The sequence below is a fragment of the Enterococcus termitis genome (genome assembly GCF_001730305.1).
Taxonomy (GTDB): Bacteria; Bacillota; Bacilli; order Lactobacillales; family Enterococcaceae; genus Enterococcus_L; species Enterococcus_L termitis.
The window spans coordinates 373,324-396,308 of the sequence record NZ_MIJY01000012.1; the positions used below are offsets into that span (position 1 = coordinate 373,324).

Sequence of the window (22,985 nt, forward strand, 5' to 3'; positions counted from 1 at the left end):
ATAAAAGCTTGATAAGTGTTCAAAATAAAGAGTGATAAGCAGTCTAAATCAAATTTTGTTTCATGTGAAACATTCTAGATAATTGTCAGAGGTTCTTTTTATAGAAAATGAGTATAACTGGATTTGGGAGAGGTTTAACAGAATATCAATAGGAAGTGCATGAGGATAATCATTTAAAATGAAGGAAAGCAAATTTGTTTCTATTATTATTGAAAGGAGAGACAACATGACAACAATTGAAAAAATGATTCAGTGGATGGTTGAACGCCAGGGGAAGGTCAGCTATTCAATGATCGAAAGAACAGGTCCTAACAGTTATGATTGTTCCAGTGCGGTTTATTTTTCTTTAATCGCGGGAGAATTTTTACCTGTCGGAACAATGGGGAATACAGATACACTTTTCTCTCATTTAGAAAAAGCAGGCTGGGAGTTGGTGAAACCAGATAGTACAGGGAATTACCCTGCTAAAAAAGGAGATATTTTTATCTGGGGTGATCGAGGTTTTTCAGGCGGAGCAAATGGACATACTGGAATTTTTGTGGATGATAAGGATTCGATTATTCATTGTAACTATGGATACAACGGGATTACCGTTAATAATCATGATCAAATCTGGTCTGTCAACGGCTGTCCTAGTATCACAATTTACCGCTATTCTCATAGCAATAGCACGCAGCCGATCCCATCAAGTCCTAAACCAGATCCAACACCGGAAAAGAAAGAGGTAAAGCTACTTTCAAAGTCAGGTACATTTTATCCAGACAGAAAATTAGCCGTCAGTCAGGATACCAATCCAGATGACGCAGTAAGTCCCGCACTTGCGTATTATTTCCCAGGAATGGCAATCTATTATGATAAGTACACGCATAGTAATGGTTATGTTTGGATCAGTTATCTTGATTACGGCGGAAAGCGGCGTTACATTGCAGTGGGACCCGATGATGGGCGTATTGATACTACGTGGGGGAAGGGCTTTTTTAATTAAAATGAAAAGGGGTCAGTCAACAAAATTCAAATAACTCTTGCTATAATGTAGAAAATATAGGGAGAGATGGAGTGACGCTAAATGAGCATAAATTTTGTGGAAAGTGAGTTTGCACCGCTAAAAAGAGTCGTTCTGGCACAATCACAATTTTATATACCAGAAGGAGAAGAAGCAGTAGATACAAGTTTTTTGTCGGAAAAAAATCTTACACTGTTTAAAAATAAAGTGGGAGATGTTGCCGATCTTTATCCAGATATGCAGAAACAGTGGGAAAATGAAAAAGAGCAGATGCGTCAATTATTGACATCTTATGGTGTAGAAGTTGTGAGACCTAGAATGTTAACAAACTATGAAAAGGAATCAGGAAAAGCGAGCGGGCAAGGCTATGCAAATTTCTTTTCAAGAGATCCTTTTTTTACAATTGGTCATTTTATCATCGAAGGTAATTTAAGATTTCCTCATCGTCGTTTAGAAGTCTTACCGCTTCGAGATCGTTTAATCGAGGAATCCAAGCATTCTGAAGCTATTTATTTCGCTGCACCTCAACCAGATATTTCTCAAGGTCTGGAGAGTGAAACAGGTCCTTTTATAGAAGGGGGCGATGTTTTAGTCTATGGTAAAACAATCTTTGTCGGATATTCTGGCTTGGCAAGTAATTTAAATGGAATAAACTGGCTAAAATCGCTGTTGACTCATTGGGGTTATACGATTGTTCCAGTACGTTTGCACCCGGATATATTGCATTTGGATTGTGCCTTAAGTATGGTGAAAGAAGGGTTGATGATTTACTGTGAGGAAGCATTTTTAGATGGTTTACCTGAAGAGCTAAACAAGTGGGATAAGATAAATATCTCTTTAAACGAAGCAGCGTTATTGATGGCAAATGGTCTGACGATCAATGAATCGGTTTATGTGACGGATCGGTCATTTACAGAATTGATCGCAGCGTTGAGCGGTTACGGAATACATGTCGAAACGTTAGATTACGAGATTTCAAGAATATTCGGCGGTTCTTTTAGATGCACGACGCAAGCATTAGTAAGAATAAACGAATAAGCGACAAAGCGAGTCAAAGATTATAGAAATCTAAAAGAAATTCAGAGTTTCACCAAACAATCGTAATAAAGAAACCAATTTTTCAACACAAAATAGTCACAATTTCGGGTTATTATATATTCATACCAAACAAACAACCCTAACAAAACACTTTTTCATTTTTTAACTCCTTTTCCCGCTCTTTCCCCGAAGAGCGGGTCTTTTATTGTTAAAAACTTATTCTATAATAGTAGAAAATTCATTAACGTGATAGCGAATGGAGTCATAACCATTGTCTAAAGCTTTACCGATTGGCAATAACATGATTGGAATCCAGTGACTAGGAACATCTAGAAGTTCTGAAATCTTAGAAAAAGTAGCCCCTCTTATTGGAACAGTACCGTAACCATGTGCTCGAATAATATGCATTAAATGCATTGCAAATAAACCAGAGTCTAAAGCGGCTCCAAATTCTTGATTATCATTTGGATGCAAAGTGAAAAAAGCTTCAACGGTTTTGATTTGTTTCGTTGCCATATCCTCATCAATAATATGTTGATCGACCATTCGTTTGGTAATTTCTTCGATATGGTCATATTGAGTCGTATCAGCATATAAGATAAATACTGCTGATGCTTCTTTGATCGCTGACTGATCAAAGGCTAATGTTGATAGTTTTTTCTGAAGGCTTTTATCTTTTACTGTAATGACTTTCCAAGGTTGTAAATTGTTACTAGATGGAGCAGATGAAGCTTCTGTAAGTATTGTATTGATTTCTTCATTTGTGATTGTAAATTGTTTATCAAAATTTCTGATTGATTTTCGACTGATTAAAAATTGTTTTATTCCCGACATAGGGATGCCCAACTTTCTCTTTATTTTCCACTTGATCAAGTGTTATGATTATTTTATTATTTAAAATTGACAGAAACAAGTACGCACATTTTTGTGTTTGTAAAAAGGAGATGAGTTAATGCGAGAACAAACATCCGCATGCGGTGTAACAAAATCATTGTCGATCATTGGAAAAAAATGGAGAATCGAGATTCTATGGCAGTTGTCCTATCATTCAGTTCTTAGATATAATGCACTAAAACGAGAGCTTGATGGCATAACGAATACAACCTTAAATCGAGCCTTAGAAGATCTACAAAAATACAAATTGATTAGTCGAAAGGAATTTGAAGTGATTCCGCCTCATGTAGAATATTCTTTGACCAAAGAAGGAAAAAAACTAATTCCAGCCTTAGAAATTATTAATAATTGGGGACATGAGATGATGGAAAAAGGAATTGGTACTGAATAAATAAATTTTACTGATAAAGCATTTCTCTAGTTTAAAGGGCGATGCTTTTTTATTATCACTCACTAAAATAAAAAAATTGATGTTCATTTTTCGAAAGAACCTTCTACGGATCAGCAGTACAATAGAGAGACTAAAAGAAGGGATTGATAAAAGATGATCAAAAATAAAACAGCACAATTTAGAAATGCACACAAAAAAGATAAACCCCTTATTTTATTAAACATTTGGAATGCGGCTAGTGCCAATGAACTGACAAAGAAAAAGATACTCTTGGTTCCAACAAGTAGTTATGCGGTGTCCGATTACTATGGCTATCAAGATGGTGAAAATATGCCCTTCGGTGAAATAATCGAATCTATCAAACAAATGAAGCCGGAAACGAACTATATTACTGCAGACATTGAATCAGGATATGCTGAAAACGAAACAGATCTAGCAAATACGATTGAAACACTCATAAACAACGGTGTCATCGGAATCAATATTGAAGATAAAAAAGCAAACACAGAAACTCTTTATTCCATAGATGAACAAAGTGAGCGCCTGCATTGCATCAAACAAACAAGCAATGATATGAAAAAAGATCTATTTGTCAATGTGAGAACAGATACTTATTTTATCGGAGATATTGTTGAAAATAATCAAAATGAGGCTATACTAAACCAAACGATTACTCGAATCAAAGCCTATGAAAAAACAGGAATCGATGGTATTTTTATACCAGGATTAAAAAATAAAGAACACATCAAGAAAATAGCAGCGGAAACGACACTACCGATCAATATTATGCTGGATATCAAAGAAGATTCAATTGCAGAATATTTACATACAGGAGTTTCAAGAATCAGCTTTGGACCTTCGATCTATCTGTTTTACAATGAACGTGAAAATAAAGACTTAAATGAATTTTATACGTCGTTATTGGTAGATTTAGCTCACTATGAGGAACAAGGTCTTGTTGAATGTTTCAGAATAAATTAGAAAGGAGAAGTTCCCAATGATCAGTGAAAAGGAAACCAGACACTATTACCAAGCACTACTTGCAAAAGATTCTACCTATGATGGTATTTTCTTTGTGGGCATTAAATCAACAGGTGTTTTCTGTCATGCAACATGTCCAGCTAGAAAACCTAAATATGAGAACTGTACTTTTTATGAAACAGCAGAAGAAGCACTTTTATCTGGTTACAGACCTTGTAAACGATGCAAACCGTTATCTTTCCCAAGAGAAATCCCGCCACTTGTTCAGAAAATGGTAGAGTTAGTGGAAGAAAATCCAGAAAAGCGCTGGAAAGATCAAGATTTCGCTGAATTAGGGATTCATTCAATGACTGCCAGAAGACAATTCAAAAAAGTTTATGGCATGACCTTTGTCCAATATGCACGTTCAAGAAGGATGGGCATGGCTTTGAAATCAATTAAAAATGGTGAAAAACGAATCGATACGCAGTTAGATGCAGGCTATGATTCTTCCAGTGGATTTTACGATGCCTTCTCAAAAATCATGGGAAGAAATCCAAAACAATCAGAAAAAATCAAAAGCTTATCGGCAGATTGGATCGACACTATTTTAGGTCCGATGATGAGCATTGCTGACGATGACTATTTATATCTGTTGGAATTTGTTGATCGACGCGGACTGGAGAGGGAAGTTGAGCGACTACGTAATCGATTGAATGCATCGATCGTTCCGGGAAAAACGAAGATCAATGAACAAATCAAAGAGGAGCTAGCACTATATTTTGATGGCAAGCTGGAAACATTTCATACGCCGTATCGATGCTTAGGCTCTGATTTTCAAAAAAATGTTTGGCAGGCACTAACTCAAATCGCGCCTGGAAAAACGTTGTCATACAAAGAACTAGCAGCGGTTGTTGGCAGTCCAAAAGGAATGCGAGCTGTGGGAAATGCTAACGGCGCGAACCAATTAGCGATCATTATCCCATGTCATCGAGTGATTCAGACAGATGGCAGCCTTGGTGGGTATGGCGGCGGAGTTGAACGGAAGAAGTGGTTGTTGAAGCATGAGAGGGAAAATATGAAGTAAAATGGCTCTTTACCAACATTAGTTGACAAGGAGCCACAAAGGGTCGTTTTTTATCAGCGCTTTAAGCGGTTTATATCTTCATAATTGATCTTTAGTAATAACTGAATGTAATAATTAACGGAATAGATTAGAGCGTATTTACAAAATTTGAATACTTTATTTTTAATTCATCTTTAAATTTTCTACTAATAGGGATCGAAAGTTTTGTGTCTTGCTGAAGGCCCTCTTTAAAATGTTTTACGAAGGCTTCATTTTTAACGATTTCAACAATGTAATTTAAATTAAGGACATAGCTTCCATGAGTTCTAACAAATGCGTTAGTGTTTAGTTTTTTAAGAATTTCTGACATTGTTAGATACGTCTTGTAGATCGTGTTTGTTGTATGAATATAAGCAACCCGTCCGCTTTTTGATATATACACGATTTCATTCATTGCTAGAAAAATCGTCTTTCGGCCAAATGAAAAGTCAAAATAGGTATTTCGTTCATTTAAATAGTCATTTGCTCGTTTCATTGTTAGCATCAATTGTTCTTCAGAAATCGGTTTAAGTAAATAATCAAAGGTTTGAACCTTGAAAGCTTCTGGCATATGGGTATTATCATCTGAAATAAAAATAATAAGGGCTTCTAAATCAACTTTACGTATTTGTTGGGCAAGCTGGATGCCCTTGTTTTTTAGCATTTCAATCGAAATGAAGTAAATGCTGTAGCTTGTTTCTGTTTTTTGAATCTGTTTTAACAATTTATTTTCGCTGCTAAAAAAATCAAACTCATAATGTTGTTCTCTTAAGGGATTTAGATAAGTTTCGATTTTTCCGATTTCGATTTGATCGTCATCACACAAAGCAATGTTCAATGATATATCACCTCTTTAGTTTAACATTCTTTTAAAACGTTTTTCTTTTATTTACCATTTAATTATCTTTTGTTACATTTGAAAATAAGTTTCCACCCTGTGGTATCACTTATATTTATCATATCATAAAATTTAACGTAGAATAATCATATTTTGGTATATTTTCGGAAATTTTTGCACGTAAATGAATTATGTAGAAAAAAATCCTTTCTATAAATGTAGCTCTTTTTTTAGTAAACTAAGATATGGGAGGGAATTCAGATGAATGAGCGAATACGTAAGAATGAATATGATCAGCCGATTGGGAAAGAAGTGATAGGCTGGACTACTAGAGAACTGCCAGAGAAGTTTAAGCTGGAAGGACAGTATTGCAGCTTGGAGAGGGTTTCATTAGAAAAGCACCTGGATGACCTGTATGAGGTTTATGGGCCAAACAGTCGTCCTGAAAATTGGACATATATTCCATTAAATCGATTTGAGGACAAATCAGTTTTTGCTGACTATCTGCAAACGATCAGTCAGTCTTTAGATCCAGTGCATTATGCGATTATTGACAAGAGTAATGGAAAAGCATTAGGCACGTTAGCACTGATGCGGATAGATCAAGAGCAGGGATCGGCCGAAGTTGGTTTTGTTATCTATGCTGACGAGTTGAAAAGAACGCGTATTGCAACGGAAGCACAGTACTTGGCTGCTTGTTATATATTTGACGAGTTAGGGTACAGACGTTACGAGTGGAAATGCGATGCCTTGAATGAACCATCTCGAAAGGCAGCATTACGTTTAGGTTTTGTTTTTGAAGGTGTTTTCCGGCAAGCGGTAGTGTATAAAGAGAGAAATCGTGATACGGCATGGTTTTCTATTATCGATAGCGAATGGCCAAAGGTCAAGCAGCGAATAGAAACTTGGCTTGCTCCTGAGAATTTTACAGAAGAGGGTAAACAAAAAAGTAGTTTAAATCTATTGTAAAATAAGTAGGAAGAAATAGAGTAAAGTTAGAGAGGAGGCAGGGTGTTTATCCCAGCCTCCTCTTTTTTCCAATTTTTAGGTTTATCATTATATGCGGACATCACGCAAAATGATTCTCTTTTTAAGCTGTTCGACATTATCCGTAGATACAAAACCTACAGCCTGTTCTAACGCATTGCTCATCCCGCAAGCCATGCCGTAACGCAAGGTTTCTTCAATAGAGAATCCTTGATCTAAAGCAAAAGCAATCCCACCGACTGTAGCGTCGCCAGAGCCAGTCGGATTGATGGCATCGATCGCCGGTATGGAAACGTCAAAAATTCGGTCTTTATATTTTGCTATTGCCCCTTCGCTGCCGCAGGAAACAAGCACAAATGGAATATCCTTGATCAGAGGCTGAGTAAGGTGAGCAATGACGTCATTTTTATTTTTGATTGTCGTATGCAGCAATTCTGCAAATTCATGAATATTGGGTTTGATAAAATAAGGTTTTACAGGACTATTGAGTATGTTTTTCAGTTGTTTTCCTGAAATATCTGTCAGAACCTTAGATATGCCACCTAGTTGTTCTAAATAGTGTTGGTAGAGGTGGTCATTTTCTGTGTTTGCTGATCCGCATAGTGCAAGGATCGGTTCTTTTTTTTGCTTTTTTGAAAGATCGATCACAAGATTTAATACTTTTTCAGCTGTATCCGCAGTGATCTCAGGTCCTAATTCGACGATTTCTGTTTGATTTTTTTCTTGGTCCATTACGGTGACCGCATTTCGAGATTCTCCTGAGATTGATAAAAAATGAGTAGCAAAAAATGGTTCTTTATTAAGTGCAGAACGAATAAAGTCTCCGTTGATGCCGGCTAAAACTCCTATTGCTGTTACTTTAGCACCTAGAATGGCTGCTGTTCTACCAGCATTGATTCCTTTTCCGCCAACTGCCTTGACTGGATTGCCGCAGCGATTCATCTCTCCCAAGACAAATGTCTCTGTGAAATAGATAGAATCTAATGAAGGGTTCAGTGTCACTGTTAAAATCATGGTTGTTCTCCTCTCAATTTTCCCGGTTAGCTGGGTTATTGAAAGAACAACAACACCCAGTTACCTTTTTTTATTCAACAACGTGCCATAAGATTGATAAAAATTAAAGGTTTGTTCGTCAATTTTGTCATCGGTGACCACATAGTCCAGATCGGAAAGTTTATAAAAGGTATAAACATCACTGACGTTAAATTTTGTACTGTCAGCAACCACCACCTTTTGCTTCGCATTTTTAAAGGCTGCCCGTTGGACACCGCCCTCTAAATAATTGGAAGTCGTTACGTTATTGTTATAAATACCATTTGTTGCGGCAAAAGCAATGTCGATATTGATCGTGTCGAAGGTTTGCTCCGCATGCTCTCCAATAAATTCCTCTGTGATCGGTGTGAAATCTCCTCCTGTTAACAGTATTCGATAGTCCGTATGGGCGATAACATAATTAAAGGCCAAAAGACTATTGGTAACGATCATCAAATTTTGTTTCTTAATAAAAGGTAACGCATATAAAATTGTTGTGCCTGCACCAAGAAAAACGACTTGATGATCCTGAATCAACGAATTCATGATTTTTCCGATATATTCCTTTTGTTCGATATGCAGATTGATCTTTTCGTGAGTAGCCAACTCTTTATCTTTGCGGTCGATCTTTTGTGCTCCACCGTATAGACGAACGAGTTGATTGGAATCACTCAGCTCATTGATATCTCTACGAATCGTCATTTCAGAAACCTGTAGTTTTCCTGCGATGTCAGATACTGTCATAAAGGTATGTTCATCCAATAATTCTAAAATATGCGCATGACGCTCTCTTTTTAACATAATATGTGCTCCTTTTTGTTCGGAAATGTTTATCTACTACATTTTAAACGTAAAGTGAACAAAAAACAATCAAAAGAAAGCGTTGACAAACCTTTATACAAGTTGTATTCTTTTTGTATAAACAAAGTTTAACATATATTTACAAAGTTGAACATAAAAAGTTTAGCGAAATAAATATATTTTAGCTTGATCAATAATGATGAGGAGAGAATCAATGAATACAAAAGAGATGTTCCAGCCGAAGTTGATTGATTTACAGGTGTCGGTTCAAAATGAAGAAGAATTATTTGAACTGATTGCTGCGCGCTTACAAAAAGAAGGATATGTAAATGATGGTTATTTAGCGGGCATTAAGGCGAGAGAAAAAGAGTTCCCAACAGGATTGATTACAGAGTATCTCAATATTGCGCTACCTCACTCAGATACAGAATATATTGAAAGGCCTTTCATATATATTGTTAGAACAACAGATGCGATCAAAGTCAAACAGATGGGCGACAATCAAGAAATGGAGGTGAAGGATCTATTTTTTTTAGGAATTAAAGAACCGACGAAACAAGTTGGTTTGCTGCAGGAATTAATGCTCTTATTTCAAAATCAAGGATTTGTATCTGAATTAAAACAGGCGACAGAAAAAGAAGATGTGTTTAATTTATTCATGAAGCAATGGGAGGAAGTAAAAAATGGCTAGAAAATTGATTGTAGCGTGTGGAAGCGGTGTGGCGACAAGTACAACAGTGGCAGAGAAAATCAAAAGTAAATTAGAGGCGGATAATATTGATTATCCAGTAGAAGCAGTGGATTACAAATCAATCTTACAAGAACTGCCAAGTGCCAGTATTTATGTATATATTGCTAAACCAGATGACGAAGTGTTGCAGGCTGCAGAGAAGCTCGGTATATCCGTTTATGCAGGTGTTCCTTTCTTAACAGGCATGGGCGTAGATGAGATATACGCAGGGATCGTAAACGATACGAAGAAATAATAAAGAAACGTCCAGGTTGTGATGAACCTGAACGTAGACAGATGATAAGCTCAGCTAAATGGATGATCTTATTATCTGAAACAAAAATTATAAGTTAATCATACCAAAAAATTAAAAAGATAGGTAGGTAGAGGAGATGGAAATGTTTCAATCTGTGATTGATTATATATTGAATCTTGGCTCGGCGATCTTTGTTCCGCTGATTATTCTGATTATCGGCTTGATTGCCCGAATGCCGCTGAAAAAAGCTTTCATGTCAGCAATTACGTTAGGTGTGGCGTTCACAGGGATGAGTATGGTGATCGGCTTTATGTCGGATGCTGTAAGTCCAGCGTCAGAAGCGATGGCAAAAAATACGGGTATCAGTTTGCCGGCACTGGATTTAGGTTGGACAGGGGCTGCCAGTATTACATGGTCTTGGTCGTATGCGTTTGTCTTTTTCGTAGTTGTCTTAGGCGTAAATTTCGTGATGCTGCTGTTGAATTGGACGAAAACGCTAAATGTTGATATGTGGAATGTATGGGGCAAAGCACTAACGGCTTATCTTGTCTATTTTATCAGTGGTTCCTTGATTGCAGGCTTCGCTGCTGCGGTGATTCAAGTGGTTTTAGAGTTGAAAATGGGTGATATGTTCCAACGGCATATTCAAGATTTAACAGGAATTCCATTAGTGACGGTAACACATTTGATGAATATTTCAGCAGTCTTGATGCTGCCGGTCAATATTGTGATGGATAAAATCCCCTTCTTTAATAAAAAGGCAGATACAACAGCTTTAAAAGCAAAAATTGGGATTTTCTCGGAAAATAGTGTAATGGGCTTCATCATTGGAATTTTACTAGGCTTTGGTGCGGCGTATGGTGTATCAGGCTCACTGAATTTAGGAATTCAGATTGCGACTGCGATGGCGCTATTTCCTATGATCAGTAAGATGTTTATGCAGTCGCTCTCCCCATTAGCGGATGCGATGTCTGAAATGATGAAAAAACGCTTTAAGGATCGCGAGGTATATATCGGATTGGATTGGCCTGTGTTAGCTGGGCGTTCAGAAATCTGGGTGACAGCGATTATCTTAGTGCCGGTATTTATCGGTTATGCCATGATTTTACCAGGCAATCAAGTGCTTCCTTTAGCAGGGATCATCAATTATTCGATCGCGGTAGGCGGCCTGTTATTAACGGGAGGAAATCTCTACCGGATGATTACATTGGGCTTGATTTATACACCGCTGTACCTCTATGGAGCAACTTATTTGGCACCAGTCTTGACAGGACTAGCGAAAAAAACGGGGGCAGTCGATTTAAAAGGCGGCAGTATTACTTGGTCATCGATTGAAGGACCAGAATTTCGAATTTTATTTGCAGAAGCAGCAAATCTTAATATAGTAGCGATTGTTGGTTTTATTATTTTTATCGCAATGTTTGTCTGGTTGTATAAGTATATGTCTAAAGAACCCGTTCCAAGTGTTCGGTATGAAGAAACCAAATGATGATCATGAAAGGAGTGGTAATGATGAGCCAAAAAGGGAAATGGACGTTGCTGTTGTTTGTGGATATCCTCCTTTTTTTACTAGCAATAACTACAACTTTAACGCCAATCTATTTTTTAGTGATTCTTCTTTCCTTTTTTATTTACAAAGATGGAAATGCAGTCCTTTTTAAAGAATATGATGAACGAAAAAAGCAGAAATATGAAGAATATAAGCGAGTTCAAGAAGCGGCACAAGCAACGATTCGTACAGGGAAACTACTAAAAAGAAAAGGGAGCTGTAATAAATAATGGCAGATGGAAGAATTTTATTTGAACGTGAAAGAGAAGATATGGCAAAAATCGTTCAGTTGATCTTTGAACGTAAAAATACCAATGTGGCCGGAGGGAATTTTTCGTTTAAGACGACCGACAAAGCCGGAAAAGAATACATCATCATGACACCAACGATGATGTCACAAGCATATTTAGGTCATCTTTCAGCATCGCAGATTTTAGTCGTCGAACCCCATACGAGAAAGGTGCTCGCAGGGGAAGGCGGCTTGACTCGGGAAATCAATATGCACGAAGCGGTATATGATGCAAATCCTGAAATCAAGGCTGTACTTCATGCACATGCACCAGAAAGTATGTTTTGGGCAACGAGTGGCTTGGACATGCCCAATCTGACTGAAGCAACGCAAAAAGTTGAATACATTGAAGTGCTAGAGTTTGAGCCAAACTGTTCAGAGGAGCTAGCAGAAATTGTCAGCAACCACATTAAAACAATGCCGAGAAAGCAGTTGCCGCATGAATTTTTGCTGGATAGTCATGGCGTGCTGATTACAACGGGTGGTGAGACAGGGATTGAAGCGATCCATTCAGCATTGGCAATTTTGGATACAGTCGAGTGGAATGCTGAAATTGCATATAAACAAACCATTTTCCAAAAACTAGGTATTTTAGATGGTTATTATTCTAAGGGCGTTAAAATCGGTACGATCGACGACTTAATGCAACATGAGCCAATCTACAATACAATTATCAAGGCAACGGTAGGTGGAGACTAATACGTAATGTAGCGTAGTAGTTACTCCTGCTTCTATTGTTTATTCGTTTTCAAAAGGACCAGATTCGTGACTCGTAGAGTTATGTCTCGGTCCTTTTTTCATTTGATCGAGTAGCTAAAAATTTCTTGCATATAATAGAAAGAATGATTTCATTATAACTCCTATAAATCTTGCTAAAAACATTGCAAGAAATCTCTATTTGCGTTAAAGTAAGAAAAGACAATTGTGAAACATTTTCTGTTTCACGCAAGGAAGGAAAGTTATGACACCTGAAGAATTTAAACAACTATTGAGTAAAAAAGAAATCCAGCTGTCAGAGCATCAAATGGCGCAGTTTGCTCGTTATTTTGAATTACTTGTCGAGTGGAACGAAAAGATGAATCTGACTGCGATCACTGAAGAGCAAGAAGTATATTTAAAGCATTTCTACGATTCGATTTCATTAGCATTTTTCGAAGATTTTTCAAGTAACAAAGCAATCTGTGATGTGGGTGCAGGAGCCGGTTTTCCTAGTATACCGTTGAAGATCGTTTTCCCTTCATTAAAAGTAACGATTGTGGATTCATTGAATAAACGGATCACCTTTTTAACAGAGTTAGTCAATGAACTTGGCTTGGAGGATGTTTCTTTATATCATGATCGCGCAGAAACCTTTGGACAAAAAGCAGCATTTCGAGGTGCGTTTGATTATGTTACTGCCCGAGCAGTCGCTCGTTTAAATGTGTTAAGTGAACTGTGTCTGCCGCTAGTGAAAAAAGAGGGTTTTTTCTTAGCTTTGAAAGCCGCTAAAAGTGAAGAGGAAATTACTGAAGCAAAACCTGCGATTGCCCTTTTAGGTGGCCAATTTCAAAAAGAAGTTTCGTTTGAACTGCCTGTTACAAAGGATGAGCGACATATTGTGGTGATTCAAAAGAAAAAAGAAACACCTAAAAAATACCCAAGAAAACCAGGACTACCAAATAAACAACCGATCAAATAAGATGGAGGGACACAAATGGCACGAATAATTTCTGTAGCGAATCAAAAGGGCGGTGTTGGTAAGACAACGACCACTGTGAACCTAGGTGCTTGTTTAGCCTATTATGGTAAGAAAGTCTTGCTGATCGATATTGATGCTCAAGGAAATGCAACAAGCGGTATTGGTGTACGTAAACCGGACGTTGCAACAGATGTTTATGATGTATTAGTAAATGAAGAACCGATCAAAGAAGTGATTCAAGAAACCTCAAGAGAAAATTTGGATATTGTTCCAGCAACGATTCAGTTAGCTGGAGCTGAGATTGAGTTGACCTCAATGATGGCACGTGAAACAAGATTAAAGGCCGCAATCGAAGAGGTGAGTGATATTTATGATTTCATTTTGATCGATTGTCCGCCGTCGTTAGGGCACTTAACCATCAACGCGTTTACTGCCAGTGACTCGATTTTGATTCCTGTACAGTGTGAGTACTACGCTCTAGAAGGATTGAGTCAGTTGTTGAATACGATTCGATTAGTTCAAAAGCACTTTAATCCTGATCTGCGTATAGAAGGGGTGCTATTGACAATGTATGATGCTAGAACAAATCTAGGTGCTGAAGTTGTAGAAGAAGTCCGTAAATATTTCCGTGAAAAAGTTTATGATACGATTATTCCGCGGAATGTTCGTCTGTCTGAAGCGCCAAGTCATGGTTTGTCGATTATTGATTATGATCCTCGTTCACGTGGTGCCGAAGTGTACCAAGCACTAGCAAAGGAAGTGTTGGATAATGAGTAAAGGAAAAGGTTTAGGAAGAGGTATTGATGCACTATTTCAGGATTTTGCTAGTCTAGAAGATGTGGATGTTCAAAAAGAGGAAGTTATTGAGATCCCTTTAAATGAGCTTCGGCCAAATCCATACCAGCCAAGAAAGACCTTTGATGAAGCATCACTACAAGAGTTGGCGAATTCAATCCAGCAATCGGGTGTTTTCCAGCCGATCATCGTAAGAAAATCAGCAGTCAAAGGCTATGAGATCATTGCAGGTGAAAGACGTTTTCGTGCCTCAAAATTAGCAGAAAAAGAAACAATTCCAGCGATTGTCCGTGAGTTTGATGAAGAGGCAATGATGCAGGTTGCTGTTTTAGAGAATCTACAGCGGGAAGATTTAAATCCGTTAGAAGAAGCAGAAGCATATGATATGCTGATGAAAAATTTGAAATTGACGCAAGTTGAAGTTGCTGAACGCTTAGGGAAAAGCCGTCCCTATATTGCGAATTACTTACGATTATTGACCTTACCTGCTCCTGTCAAAGAAATGGTGCAAGGTGAAACATTATCAATGGGACAAGCAAGAACGTTATTAGGTCTGAAAGACAAAGAATTGATTTTGACTTTAGCGAAAAGAGTTGTTGAAGAAAACTTGACTGTCCGTCAATTGGAACAAATCGTCAATGATTTAAATGAAAATCAAGGGAAGAAAATCGCTAAAAAAGATAAAAAGTCTATAAAAGAAAAGCCGTATTATATTCGTGAAAGCGAAGATCGATTAATGGATAAATTCGGAACGACTGTCGCAATTCAAGAAAAAGAAGGCAAAGGTAAAATCGAAATCGAATATCTCTCACAATCAGACTTAGCAAGAATTTTAGATATTTTAGAAATCCATTTTGACGAAAAATAGCATAATAAATTCAAAAAAGAGTAACAAAGACGATTTCGTCTTTGTTACTCTTTTTTTTTCGACTTAGTTGATGTAGAAGAACAATTTATCAAATTTTGAATATAATTCATATAAAAATCATTTTATGTATAAATAACAGATTTTTTCTTATTCTTATGTAAAATAAGAAAAATTTACAATTGTTAAAATTAAACTATATGGTAATTGTTATAAATAGACGCTTTGTTAAGTACTTATGTTTCAAGTATACAATAACTAATTTAGGCGTGTCAATGAGGAATAAAAAAATAACAATATATTTAATTAAATTATATACATTGATAGATCATATGATTAAATCATAATGATGATAGTGGTGCAACAGGTAGGAGTAACGCTAGAATACCCGGAAGACACAAGCTTTTAGTCAGTTATCGTTCTTTATAAATAAACAGTAATTAATGAAAAAATCACTTGTTTTTATTCGCCGTCAAATAAGCCGTCAAAAAAACAGGTAGGATATCAAGACATCTGTTGGTTTGCGAAAAAATGAAGTGTCCCTTTTTTAAATTTTTTTACTCTTATAATTGAATCATTTATTTCATTAAAATTATTTTTTTTCATATTAAATATATTCATACAGTTTAATTGACCGTCATTTAGCCGTCATAAGGGGATTGTAAAGATGTACAAGGTCAGTTGTATTTATTATTTTTTCTTATTTTACATAAGAATAAGAAATTCCTATTATTCAATTTTTGCAGCATATAGTGGTGCATAGGCTAATAGCAAGGTTGTATTTGTTCTATCTAGGGAATTTTAGTAAACATGAATGGTTGGTATTTTACTATATACAAAATTAAGAGGAGGACTTTCTTATGAGGAAAAAAATAATTATATTAACTGACACACTTAGCGCAAATGGCTTATTACAAAATAGTTTGTTGAACATGGATTATGAAATTATGGTTTCAAAAGATATACTAACTCGGCCCAAAGACAAAGAATTTTATTTTTTGCAAAACTTTGATCTGATTATTTATCAACAATCCATGTATAGCGGGTTAAAAGAATCCTTTTTGGACAATTTGGCGCTACTCAATAAACCTATCGTTGTTTTGACTTTTGAATCAGAGCACGTTAATGAAGCTAAATATGCAGGAAATTCAGACGTAACATTTGTACGTTATCCGATATCTGTTACTGATTTAGCTAGTAAGCTGGCTGCAATTTTTGAAGAATCTGCAAATCGTAAAGGTCAATCCAGCTCAGAACGAACAATCGGCATCTATGCAGAAAATGAACGGGAGGCACAGCATGCATCATTTTCACATGGAGCGAAATTAAAAAAACACCACACATTTCAGCTTAAAGATCGGACATTGATTATTGATAACTGGTTGATTCCGCTAACCAAAAAAGAACATCAAGTTTTGGATCACTTTATTAAATCTGATCAGAGAGTATTTTCTAGTCAGGCGCTATGCGAAGCAATTTGGACGAATGCTAAACAAAAAAATAAACAAGCACTGCTAAGTAATTTGATCAACCGCATCAAACAAAAAATAATGGAAAAAACATCGATTTTTGAGCCGTTTATCTTAAATAAAAAAGGTATAGGCTACTACTTAAATCAAGATTTTGTGATGCTGGATGATCAACAAGGTGAAAAAATAAAAGAATTACTAACAGGAACAATTTAAGCGAGAAAGGGAGAGGCAAGTTGGCGATTTTTAAGAAAAAAAAGCAGAAGTATGATGATGATTACGAAGAATATTATGATGATTATGAAGAATACGACGATTACGATGAATATGACGAGGATGAGTTTGAGGAAGAAGAATATGAACCACCTAAAAAGAGCCGTCCAGAAACATCAAGTAAGAGAGAACGTTTGGAAAATACTATGAGAAAGCAAGAACAAGAAATGAAAGAAGAACAGGCAGCTGTAATCGAGCATTTAAAAAATGAAAATCAACAATTTCAAAAAGAAGTACAACGTCAAAAAACGATGACTGAACGGTTAAAAGCAGAAGTGGAAAATAAGCAGCAGGAAATCGATCAGTTAACGTTGCGGTTGACGAGTTCATCTCAATCGAAAGATAAAATACACACGCTGGAAGAGCATATCAGACAAGAAGAAGACTTAAGAACACAGGTAGAAGAGCAGCTGCTGGAAGAACGAGCGGCTAATGGTGAGCTTGAACGTCAACTGCGCCAGCAAGATTCAATGAAAAATCAAATTGCAGAAGTTTTGATGGAAGCAAAAGAAAAAGCACAACAGATCATCGAACGAGCAACGATTGAAGCAGATCGAACAGTAGAAGCGGCAAGGCATGAGACTAAGAAGGCTGTTTCAGAAGCGTCAATCGAGTTGAAAAAAATCAACCAAGAAGCGGCAAATTACCATACTCGTATTCTTCGTCTTCAAAGTGAGACAAGTGTGTTGATGGAAGATCTATTGAGTAAATCAGAACGATTAGCTGATCAGTCAATAGAATAAGGGGAGGAGAATAAGAAGTGGTTTATCAAAATATTATTGTTGATATTTATCAAGCTGCTTCTCCGGCAGTAGGTGAGCGTCTTTTTGATGACGATATGTTGCGGGATATTTATTATATCTGTGAAGAAATTTTTCAAAAAAGAAATGCAGGAGATCCCTACCCAAAAGAAGAGGTAGAAGAATATTTTGAAGAATTTCATACGATTATTTCTTTTTTTAAACATGTAGAAATTACCTTGGACTTCGTAGACCTTGATTGGTCTGCGTTGTTGGATGAGTTGATTCACACATTTCCTCAAATTGCCTGGATTGGAGGCTCGAAGGAAAAAGAAGACAATCGAGTCGTTTACTATATTGATTTTGTTCCTATTGCTTATCGTGAGACGAATTTTCCATTCATGGTCAATTTACTTCAATCTTTAGAACAGCAGCTGATAGGTGAAAGTGATGATGTATTAGCGTTATTCGTCAACGAAATTGAGCGATTGGTGTCTAAATTCGTCAAACCACTTACCACGAGTAATCCAAAAGTAAAAGCAAAACCCAAACCGAAGGTAGAAGCAGCAGAACATAACGTAAAAGAAGCAAATATAAATTATGTTTTAAAAATGGAAGAAGCTGTCAGCAGGGAACGTTATGCAAAAGAACGAATGCGTCTTGCCAATAAAAAATTAGAAGTTGTTATCGATCAAATGGAGCGGCAAAACCTATCCAGAGCAATCAATGAGCTAAGTAAGCCCAACAACAATGAAAATGAAGATTGGGACCAACTATTGAAAATCGATTTGCGAGAGTATTCACAGTTATTGCAGAAGGCAAAATTCTTAGAGCAGTCATGGATGATGAATAAGGAATTAGTTACGAAATCAGAAAAAATGACGATTTCTGACAACCGCTTGACGTATGAGAGAGAACAAGTGAGAAGTTTTAAAGAGTCTGTTTCCACTAATGAAATCTATTTGATTTTGGAAGAGTGTAAGCTGATTGAATCACGAGTGAAAATCAAAAAAAAATCGTGGTTTAGGCAACCACATGTCCGAATCATGAAAATGGATTATGACAGTATTTTAAATAAGGCAGCTTATTTTGACCTTATTCAGGGAGAAAACTTTTTATTAGAACAAATAGTACTGAATGAAGAGCCAGATGACCTAGAGTAAAAAAACAGGTTTCATAAGAATAAAAATGGAGTGGGAATAGTCGGTTTTTCCCATCCGTATTACATAGTTTATTGGGAAAATACTTTATACGTATAGACCGATGCAAATAGACATCATGGCGAGAAAACTAAAATTATACGGTTAAAGAAATGAAGGAAGTATGACCTTCTATTTCCTCATTGCTTAAATAATCCACTATATGGGGAGTTTAAATAAATGACGAATAAACAGAAGAACGTTCGTTTGCTTATCTTGGGATATAGTCTTTTCCTTCCTTTTTTCCTGTTTATAATGACAACTGAGAGTGGTTTAGCTGTTTCAGTCAAGCCGATTCTGCCAGAAAATCAACATGACCCAGAAGCAACTTATTACGATCTTAGAATGAAACCAAGTCAAGAACAGGAACTGAAATTAGAAGTATCTAACACTTCTGATGAGGAACGAAAACTGACGATCCAACTTAATGATGCAACCACCAATTTTTTAGGAGATATCGACTATACGGATCGCTCTGAGCAGATACAAAGAGATAAAAGCTTAACGGTTTCATTCAAAGATATTGCTGCTGTGGAGTCTCAAGTTGTGATTTCCGCCCATGAAAAAAAGATAATCCTCGTTCATTTAAAAATGCCTAAAGAACCATTTGACGGTATGATTTTGGGTGGAATCAAGTTGGTTTCAACAAATCCTAAACCTACAATAGACAATCAAAATAGAAAAAACGTCTATATTGTAGCTGTTAAGCTAACAGAAACAGATACACCAGTACAAGCAAACCTAAATTTACTGCAGCTGCTTCCTACAAAAAAAGCTGGGCAGTATGTTATACACGCAACAATTCAAAATGATCAAGCAGTAAATCTAGAAGCAATCGAATACACAGCTGAGATCACCGAACAAGGATCTGAACAAGTCATATATCAAATCAAGCAAAATGATTATCGCATGGCACCCAACTCAAGTACTACCTTGAGTGTGCTTGATGAAGCAAAGGTTCTTCAGCCTGCTGGAAAATATCTTTTTCATTTAACCGTTAGATCCAAAGATACTGATCAAGTATGGAAATGGGAAGAAGCGTTTGAACTACCGAAGGAAGCATCAGAAGGTAAGCATGATCAGTTGATTCTTTATATAGTAATCTGTACAGTCGTTCTTCTTTTTCTACTGATTGCTTTACTATCATTGCTGCTTTTGAGAAGAAGAAAACAGAAACAATATGAGGCAGAGCTGTACCAGAAAAAGAAAAAGCGAAATCGGCGGAAAAAGGTGCAGCAGCACCCACAAAAAAGTAACGAACAGAAAAAAATGAAACGAAAAAAGAAACATATACCCAATAACAACGAATGAAACATATTAAAAAAACAGAAAATCAGCTTGTTTCATATGAATGTCCATAATGACGAGACGTCAGGTCGAGAGCATAACAATTTAGGAGTTTGAGGATATGAACGATACCGAACAAAAATTTCAAAGACATGGAAAAAAAATCATTAAAAAATATATTCTTCACCAAAAAGTTAATCCAAGACTTTTGGGGGTAGAAATATACAATAAGCACATAAAAACGCCGCATGAAGCTTATTTATCCTGCAAACTGATCTTTCAAAGAGATATCCAGTCATTGATGGAACTTGAACAAATGGCAAAGAAAATTCGAGAGAGCTGGCTGGAAGAAGACCATGAACTGTCCATAAAAAAAATCAATATTTATACTTCACCAGCTTACATCGTTTTAACCTTTACCCTTGGTTTTTTTGAACCAGAACAAGTGAAGCAACTACCGGTATTTAGAAACTATGCGCAGGAGCTGATCGAATCTTATGCAGCGATACTCAAGCAAGAACAAGAGGCAGAATATAAACGAAAAGAAGAAAAAATGTATAATGCCTTAGAAAAATTTAGTCAGCTAACGGAAAAAATGGATGTTTTAGAAAATAGACTAAAAAAGAATGAAGCGATTGTTCTTGATTCTGGAGAATTACTAAAAAATGAATTAACGAAGGTAAGTCAAACGTTAAAAGAGCAAATAAAAATGGAAGAATACCAACTTGTGGATGCTTCTAACGAACAAGAGAAGATGGAAATTCAGAATGATTCGCAGCAAGTCGAGGAAATAAGACATGAGCATTCAAAAGAAAAACCTAAACATAAGCGTAACTTCATTTTGATGCGTACTAGTCAATACGTAAAGACAACTGCTAGGATTCAACCAAAGCAAAAAGAAGCTATTACGGAGAAACCAGAACCTATTAATTCACGAAGAAAACCTATTCCCAAAATTGAGCTGGAGATCATTAGATGTTTTTCAGCAAGTAAAAATCTAAATAAAAAAAAGATGATATCAAAAAGGCAGTTTTTAGAATTAAAAGCTAAGGTGGAATTTATAGACTATTTATGGATGTTACTCGAGTTAGAAGGAAAAGAAGAAATAATTATTGCTAATGAGTTGAGTTGTCGAAAATTGATTGAAGATTTAGGGCAGTTTATGGAGCGGGTAGAGAAAATTACAGCAAATGCGTCTATTTTTAATTATTGGGTCTATTGTTCACAAGAAATGCTGATCAAATTGGAAGGATATGCAGCGCTAAAAGAATTGCTGAGCAACTCTTTGCGTCAGATTGAGGATATAACAATAATGAATAGTGATAAGAAGTGAGTGATAGACTGTTTAAGAAAGGAGGTGTGTACAAGAGACTAAAAGTCTCTGTAGTATAGCCCTCTTTATTTTGTTCTTAATTTGTATTTCTATAACAAATAATAGTCGGATTCTACTTTCAAAAATTAATGATTTTATTGAAATTTTTGGAACTAAAAAAATTTCAAATGAATGCATAATTAGTTGATAAAGCCAAGTTTTATGTGGTTTGTAAGAAGTTTTGGTTAGATTGGGAATGAATATAAATTATCGCTTAAAATTATAAATTTTATTTAAATAAAATAACATAATTTTTATATATTTTCAGTGAATTTATTTTCTTGAATTGACGAAATTAACTTTGGAAAGGATATTGATTATGGCAAGAAGAGGAGAGAATATCTACAAAAGAAAAGATGGCCGTTGGGAAGGCCGATACATAAAAGGTAGACAAGAGAGTGGAAAAATTTACTATGGATACATTTACGGTTATAAGTATTCTGAAGTCAAGCAGCAATTGATATTAATGAAATATGAAAAGCAAACAAGCAGCAATAAGCATCTAATGCAGTATGATGGCAAATTACTTGATTGGACAAAGTATTGGCTGGAAACATTTGTCCAACCGAAGGTAAAAGATAGTACATATGCCAGTTATAAAAATAAAATGGACGTTCATGTACTATCCAAATTAGGAAACATTAAATTACAAAAATTGAAACAATCTGATATTGAAACATTACTTAATGAAATGAACGAAACGCTGAAAGCCAGTTCGGTTAGATCTATTCTTTCTGTCTTGAAAAACTGTATGAGTAAAGCTGTCGCATTGAATCTACTGACTGAAAATCCATGCACAGGCATCGAGTTGCCAAAAGCAGAAAGAAAAACGGTTCAGGCACTATCCGTCAAAGATCAGAATCGATTGATCAAAGAAATCAATACAAATCAAAAGTTTTTCTCTATTGTTTTAGCATTGCAGACTGGACTGAGAATCGGAGAAATTTGTGGGTTGAAATGGGAGGATATTGACTTTGAAAACAATACATTAGGTGTAAACCGAACAGTATTAAGAATTCCGGTAAAAGATAATGGCGTTAGAAAGACCAAAATTGTTGAAATTACTCCTAAAAGTAGGAACTCATCTCGAAGAATTCCAATATCTGGTACTCTAAAGGAAAAACTTTTGGAGCTTCAAAAGCTCTCTAAAAGTGATTATGTCATCTCTAATAAACATAGAGCACTTGAACCGCGTACTGTTGCCTATCGTTTTCAAGTTATTCGTAAAAAAATCGGATTAGAAAAATTTTCTTTCCATTCCTTGCGGCATACCTTCGCTACACGCTGTCTAGAGGCCGGCGGGAATATTGCTACAATCAGTTCTCTTTTAGGTCACTCATCAACGAAGATGACGTTGGATTGCTACACAAATTCATTTTTGTCAGAGGAACGACAGCTAGTTGAAAAGCTTGAATTTGTTCATTGATAAAAGCA

24 protein-coding genes are annotated in these 22,985 nt (G+C 36.1%); 20 read left to right on the plus strand and 4 right to left on the minus strand.

What is annotated here, in order from left to right:
- Nucleotides 1–226 precede the first annotated feature (226 nt).
- Nucleotides 227–985: a peptidoglycan amidohydrolase family protein gene (locus tag BCR25_RS09130; RefSeq protein ID WP_069663304.1), complete on the plus strand. Its 759-nt coding sequence runs from the start codon at nt 227–229 to the stop codon at nt 983–985.
- A gap of 81 nt (nt 986–1,066) precedes the next feature.
- On the plus strand, nt 1,067–2,041 hold the full coding sequence (locus BCR25_RS09135) for a dimethylarginine dimethylaminohydrolase family protein (protein WP_069663305.1): 975 nt from the start codon (nt 1,067–1,069) through the stop codon (nt 2,039–2,041).
- 216 nt (nt 2,042–2,257) lie between these two features.
- Here the strand turns inward: BCR25_RS09135 and BCR25_RS09140 are convergent, their stop codons facing one another.
- A complete protein-coding gene (locus tag BCR25_RS09140) occupies nt 2,258–2,875 on the minus strand; it encodes a nitroreductase family protein (RefSeq protein WP_069663306.1) in 618 nt (205 codons plus the stop codon).
- 118 nt (nt 2,876–2,993) lie between these two features.
- Between BCR25_RS09140 and BCR25_RS09145 the strand changes: the two genes are divergently transcribed.
- The 3 genes from BCR25_RS09145 (at nt 2,994) to BCR25_RS09155 (ending at nt 5,373) form a co-directional block, all read left to right on the plus strand.
- Complete coding sequence (locus BCR25_RS09145; protein WP_069663307.1) at nt 2,994–3,326, plus strand: winged helix-turn-helix transcriptional regulator; 333 nt, start codon at nt 2,994–2,996, stop codon at nt 3,324–3,326.
- 153 nt (nt 3,327–3,479) lie between these two features.
- Nucleotides 3,480–4,307 carry an isocitrate lyase/PEP mutase family protein gene (locus BCR25_RS09150; RefSeq protein ID WP_069663308.1) on the plus strand — a complete coding sequence of 276 codons (828 nt, stop codon included), beginning with the start codon at nt 3,480–3,482 and terminating at the stop codon, nt 4,305–4,307.
- Between the two features lie 16 nt (nt 4,308–4,323).
- Nucleotides 4,324–5,373, plus strand: a complete 1,050-nt coding sequence (locus tag BCR25_RS09155; RefSeq protein ID WP_069663309.1) for a bifunctional transcriptional activator/DNA repair enzyme AdaA — start codon at nt 4,324–4,326, stop codon at nt 5,371–5,373.
- A 127-nt stretch (nt 5,374–5,500) separates the two neighbouring features.
- Here BCR25_RS09155 and BCR25_RS09160 read toward each other — a convergent pair whose 3' ends face one another.
- Complete coding sequence (locus tag BCR25_RS09160) at nt 5,501–6,229, minus strand: LytR/AlgR family response regulator transcription factor (RefSeq protein ID WP_069663310.1); 729 nt, start codon at nt 6,227–6,229, stop codon at nt 5,501–5,503.
- A gap of 261 nt (nt 6,230–6,490) precedes the next feature.
- On the opposite strand from BCR25_RS09160, the gene BCR25_RS09165 reads away from it, so the two are divergent.
- Complete coding sequence (locus BCR25_RS09165) at nt 6,491–7,198, plus strand: GNAT family N-acetyltransferase (RefSeq protein WP_069663311.1); 708 nt, start codon at nt 6,491–6,493, stop codon at nt 7,196–7,198.
- Between the two features lie 87 nt (nt 7,199–7,285).
- Here the strand turns inward: BCR25_RS09165 and BCR25_RS09170 are convergent, their stop codons facing one another.
- Together BCR25_RS09170 and BCR25_RS09175 are read right to left on the minus strand one after the other, a co-directional pair.
- Nucleotides 7,286–8,230: a 1-phosphofructokinase family hexose kinase gene (locus tag BCR25_RS09170; RefSeq protein WP_069663312.1), complete on the minus strand. Its 945-nt coding sequence runs from the start codon at nt 8,228–8,230 to the stop codon at nt 7,286–7,288.
- Between the two features lie 60 nt (nt 8,231–8,290).
- Nucleotides 8,291–9,049: a DeoR/GlpR family DNA-binding transcription regulator gene (locus tag BCR25_RS09175; protein ID WP_069663313.1), complete on the minus strand. Its 759-nt coding sequence runs from the start codon at nt 9,047–9,049 to the stop codon at nt 8,291–8,293.
- Between the two features lie 214 nt (nt 9,050–9,263).
- Here BCR25_RS09175 and BCR25_RS09180 point away from each other — a divergent pair, with 214 nt between their 5' ends.
- The 14 genes from BCR25_RS09180 to BCR25_RS09245 all read left to right on the plus strand — a co-directional run bounded on the left by BCR25_RS09180 (nt 9,264) and on the right by BCR25_RS09245 (nt 22,977).
- Nucleotides 9,264–9,740 (plus strand): PTS sugar transporter subunit IIA, encoded by a 477-nt coding sequence (locus BCR25_RS09180; protein WP_069663314.1) that lies wholly within the window; start codon nt 9,264–9,266, stop codon nt 9,738–9,740.
- Nucleotides 9,733–10,035 carry a PTS sugar transporter subunit IIB gene (locus BCR25_RS09185; protein ID WP_069663315.1) on the plus strand — a complete coding sequence of 101 codons (303 nt, stop codon included), beginning with the start codon at nt 9,733–9,735 and terminating at the stop codon, nt 10,033–10,035. Before BCR25_RS09180 ends, BCR25_RS09185 begins: the two co-directional genes overlap by 8 nt.
- Before the next feature lie 136 nt (nt 10,036–10,171).
- A complete protein-coding gene (locus BCR25_RS09190; RefSeq protein WP_069663316.1) occupies nt 10,172–11,524 on the plus strand; it encodes a PTS galactitol transporter subunit IIC in 1,353 nt (450 codons plus the stop codon).
- The gene (locus BCR25_RS09195) at nt 11,521–11,814 is read left to right on the plus strand and encodes a hypothetical protein (protein WP_245792117.1); all 294 of its coding nucleotides are present in this window, start codon (nt 11,521–11,523) and stop codon (nt 11,812–11,814) included. The genes BCR25_RS09190 and BCR25_RS09195 overlap by 4 nt, the downstream gene beginning before the upstream one ends.
- Complete coding sequence (locus BCR25_RS09200) at nt 11,814–12,572, plus strand: class II aldolase/adducin family protein (protein ID WP_069663317.1); 759 nt, start codon at nt 11,814–11,816, stop codon at nt 12,570–12,572. Before BCR25_RS09195 ends, BCR25_RS09200 begins: the two co-directional genes overlap by 1 nt.
- A gap of 262 nt (nt 12,573–12,834) precedes the next feature.
- Nucleotides 12,835–13,551: a 16S rRNA (guanine(527)-N(7))-methyltransferase RsmG gene (rsmG, locus tag BCR25_RS09205; protein WP_069663318.1), complete on the plus strand. Its 717-nt coding sequence runs from the start codon at nt 12,835–12,837 to the stop codon at nt 13,549–13,551.
- A gap of 15 nt (nt 13,552–13,566) precedes the next feature.
- A complete protein-coding gene (locus BCR25_RS09210) occupies nt 13,567–14,328 on the plus strand; it encodes a ParA family protein (RefSeq protein ID WP_069663319.1) in 762 nt (253 codons plus the stop codon).
- Complete coding sequence (locus tag BCR25_RS09215) at nt 14,321–15,214, plus strand: ParB/RepB/Spo0J family partition protein (RefSeq protein ID WP_069663320.1); 894 nt, start codon at nt 14,321–14,323, stop codon at nt 15,212–15,214. The genes BCR25_RS09210 and BCR25_RS09215 overlap by 8 nt, the downstream gene beginning before the upstream one ends.
- An 857-nt stretch (nt 15,215–16,071) precedes the next feature.
- Nucleotides 16,072–16,896: a winged helix-turn-helix domain-containing protein gene (locus BCR25_RS09220; RefSeq protein WP_069663321.1), complete on the plus strand. Its 825-nt coding sequence runs from the start codon at nt 16,072–16,074 to the stop codon at nt 16,894–16,896.
- Nucleotides 16,897–16,916: 20 nt separating this feature from the next.
- On the plus strand, nt 16,917–17,696 hold the full coding sequence (locus tag BCR25_RS09225) for a coiled-coil domain-containing protein (RefSeq protein WP_069663322.1): 780 nt from the start codon (nt 16,917–16,919) through the stop codon (nt 17,694–17,696).
- 17 nt (nt 17,697–17,713) lie between these two features.
- Entirely contained in the window at nt 17,714–18,856 is a 1,143-nt protein-coding gene (locus tag BCR25_RS09230) for a hypothetical protein (protein ID WP_069663323.1), read from the plus strand.
- Between the two features lie 216 nt (nt 18,857–19,072).
- Entirely contained in the window at nt 19,073–20,203 is a 1,131-nt protein-coding gene (locus BCR25_RS09235) for a DUF916 domain-containing protein (protein WP_069663324.1), read from the plus strand.
- A gap of 97 nt (nt 20,204–20,300) precedes the next feature.
- A complete protein-coding gene (locus tag BCR25_RS09240) occupies nt 20,301–21,512 on the plus strand; it encodes a hypothetical protein (protein WP_069663325.1) in 1,212 nt (403 codons plus the stop codon).
- Between the two features lie 358 nt (nt 21,513–21,870).
- Nucleotides 21,871–22,977 carry a tyrosine-type recombinase/integrase gene (locus tag BCR25_RS09245; RefSeq protein WP_069663326.1) on the plus strand — a complete coding sequence of 369 codons (1,107 nt, stop codon included), beginning with the start codon at nt 21,871–21,873 and terminating at the stop codon, nt 22,975–22,977.
- Nucleotides 22,978–22,985 lie beyond the last annotated feature (8 nt).

Bases quoted from the DNA above. Each gene is read 5' to 3' on its own strand.
- BCR25_RS09130 (WP_069663304.1), top strand. From the start codon at position 227: ATGACAACAATTGAAAAAATGATTCAGTGGATGGTTGAACGCCAGGGG.
- BCR25_RS09135 (WP_069663305.1), top strand. From the start codon at position 1,067: ATGAGCATAAATTTTGTGGAAAGTGAGTTTGCACCGCTAAAAAGAGTC.
- BCR25_RS09140 (WP_069663306.1), bottom strand. From the start codon at position 2,875: ATGTCGGGAATAAAACAATTTTTAATCAGTCGAAAATCAATCAGAAAT.
- BCR25_RS09145 (WP_069663307.1), top strand. From the start codon at position 2,994: ATGCGAGAACAAACATCCGCATGCGGTGTAACAAAATCATTGTCGATC.
- BCR25_RS09150 (WP_069663308.1), top strand. From the start codon at position 3,480: ATGATCAAAAATAAAACAGCACAATTTAGAAATGCACACAAAAAAGAT.
- BCR25_RS09155 (WP_069663309.1), top strand. From the start codon at position 4,324: ATGATCAGTGAAAAGGAAACCAGACACTATTACCAAGCACTACTTGCA.
- BCR25_RS09165 (WP_069663311.1), top strand. From the start codon at position 6,491: ATGAATGAGCGAATACGTAAGAATGAATATGATCAGCCGATTGGGAAA.
- BCR25_RS09170 (WP_069663312.1), bottom strand. From the start codon at position 8,230: ATGATTTTAACAGTGACACTGAACCCTTCATTAGATTCTATCTATTTC.
- BCR25_RS09175 (WP_069663313.1), bottom strand. From the start codon at position 9,049: ATGTTAAAAAGAGAGCGTCATGCGCATATTTTAGAATTATTGGATGAA.
- BCR25_RS09180 (WP_069663314.1), top strand. From the start codon at position 9,264: ATGAATACAAAAGAGATGTTCCAGCCGAAGTTGATTGATTTACAGGTG.
- BCR25_RS09185 (WP_069663315.1), top strand. From the start codon at position 9,733: ATGGCTAGAAAATTGATTGTAGCGTGTGGAAGCGGTGTGGCGACAAGT.
- BCR25_RS09190 (WP_069663316.1), top strand. From the start codon at position 10,172: ATGGAAATGTTTCAATCTGTGATTGATTATATATTGAATCTTGGCTCG.
- BCR25_RS09195 (WP_245792117.1), top strand. From the start codon at position 11,521: ATGATGATCATGAAAGGAGTGGTAATGATGAGCCAAAAAGGGAAATGG.
- BCR25_RS09200 (WP_069663317.1), top strand. From the start codon at position 11,814: ATGGCAGATGGAAGAATTTTATTTGAACGTGAAAGAGAAGATATGGCA.
- rsmG (WP_069663318.1), top strand. From the start codon at position 12,835: ATGACACCTGAAGAATTTAAACAACTATTGAGTAAAAAAGAAATCCAG.
- BCR25_RS09210 (WP_069663319.1), top strand. From the start codon at position 13,567: ATGGCACGAATAATTTCTGTAGCGAATCAAAAGGGCGGTGTTGGTAAG.
- BCR25_RS09215 (WP_069663320.1), top strand. From the start codon at position 14,321: ATGAGTAAAGGAAAAGGTTTAGGAAGAGGTATTGATGCACTATTTCAG.
- BCR25_RS09220 (WP_069663321.1), top strand. From the start codon at position 16,072: ATGAGGAAAAAAATAATTATATTAACTGACACACTTAGCGCAAATGGC.
- BCR25_RS09235 (WP_069663324.1), top strand. From the start codon at position 19,073: ATGACGAATAAACAGAAGAACGTTCGTTTGCTTATCTTGGGATATAGT.
- BCR25_RS09240 (WP_069663325.1), top strand. From the start codon at position 20,301: ATGAACGATACCGAACAAAAATTTCAAAGACATGGAAAAAAAATCATT.
- BCR25_RS09245 (WP_069663326.1), top strand. From the start codon at position 21,871: ATGGCAAGAAGAGGAGAGAATATCTACAAAAGAAAAGATGGCCGTTGG.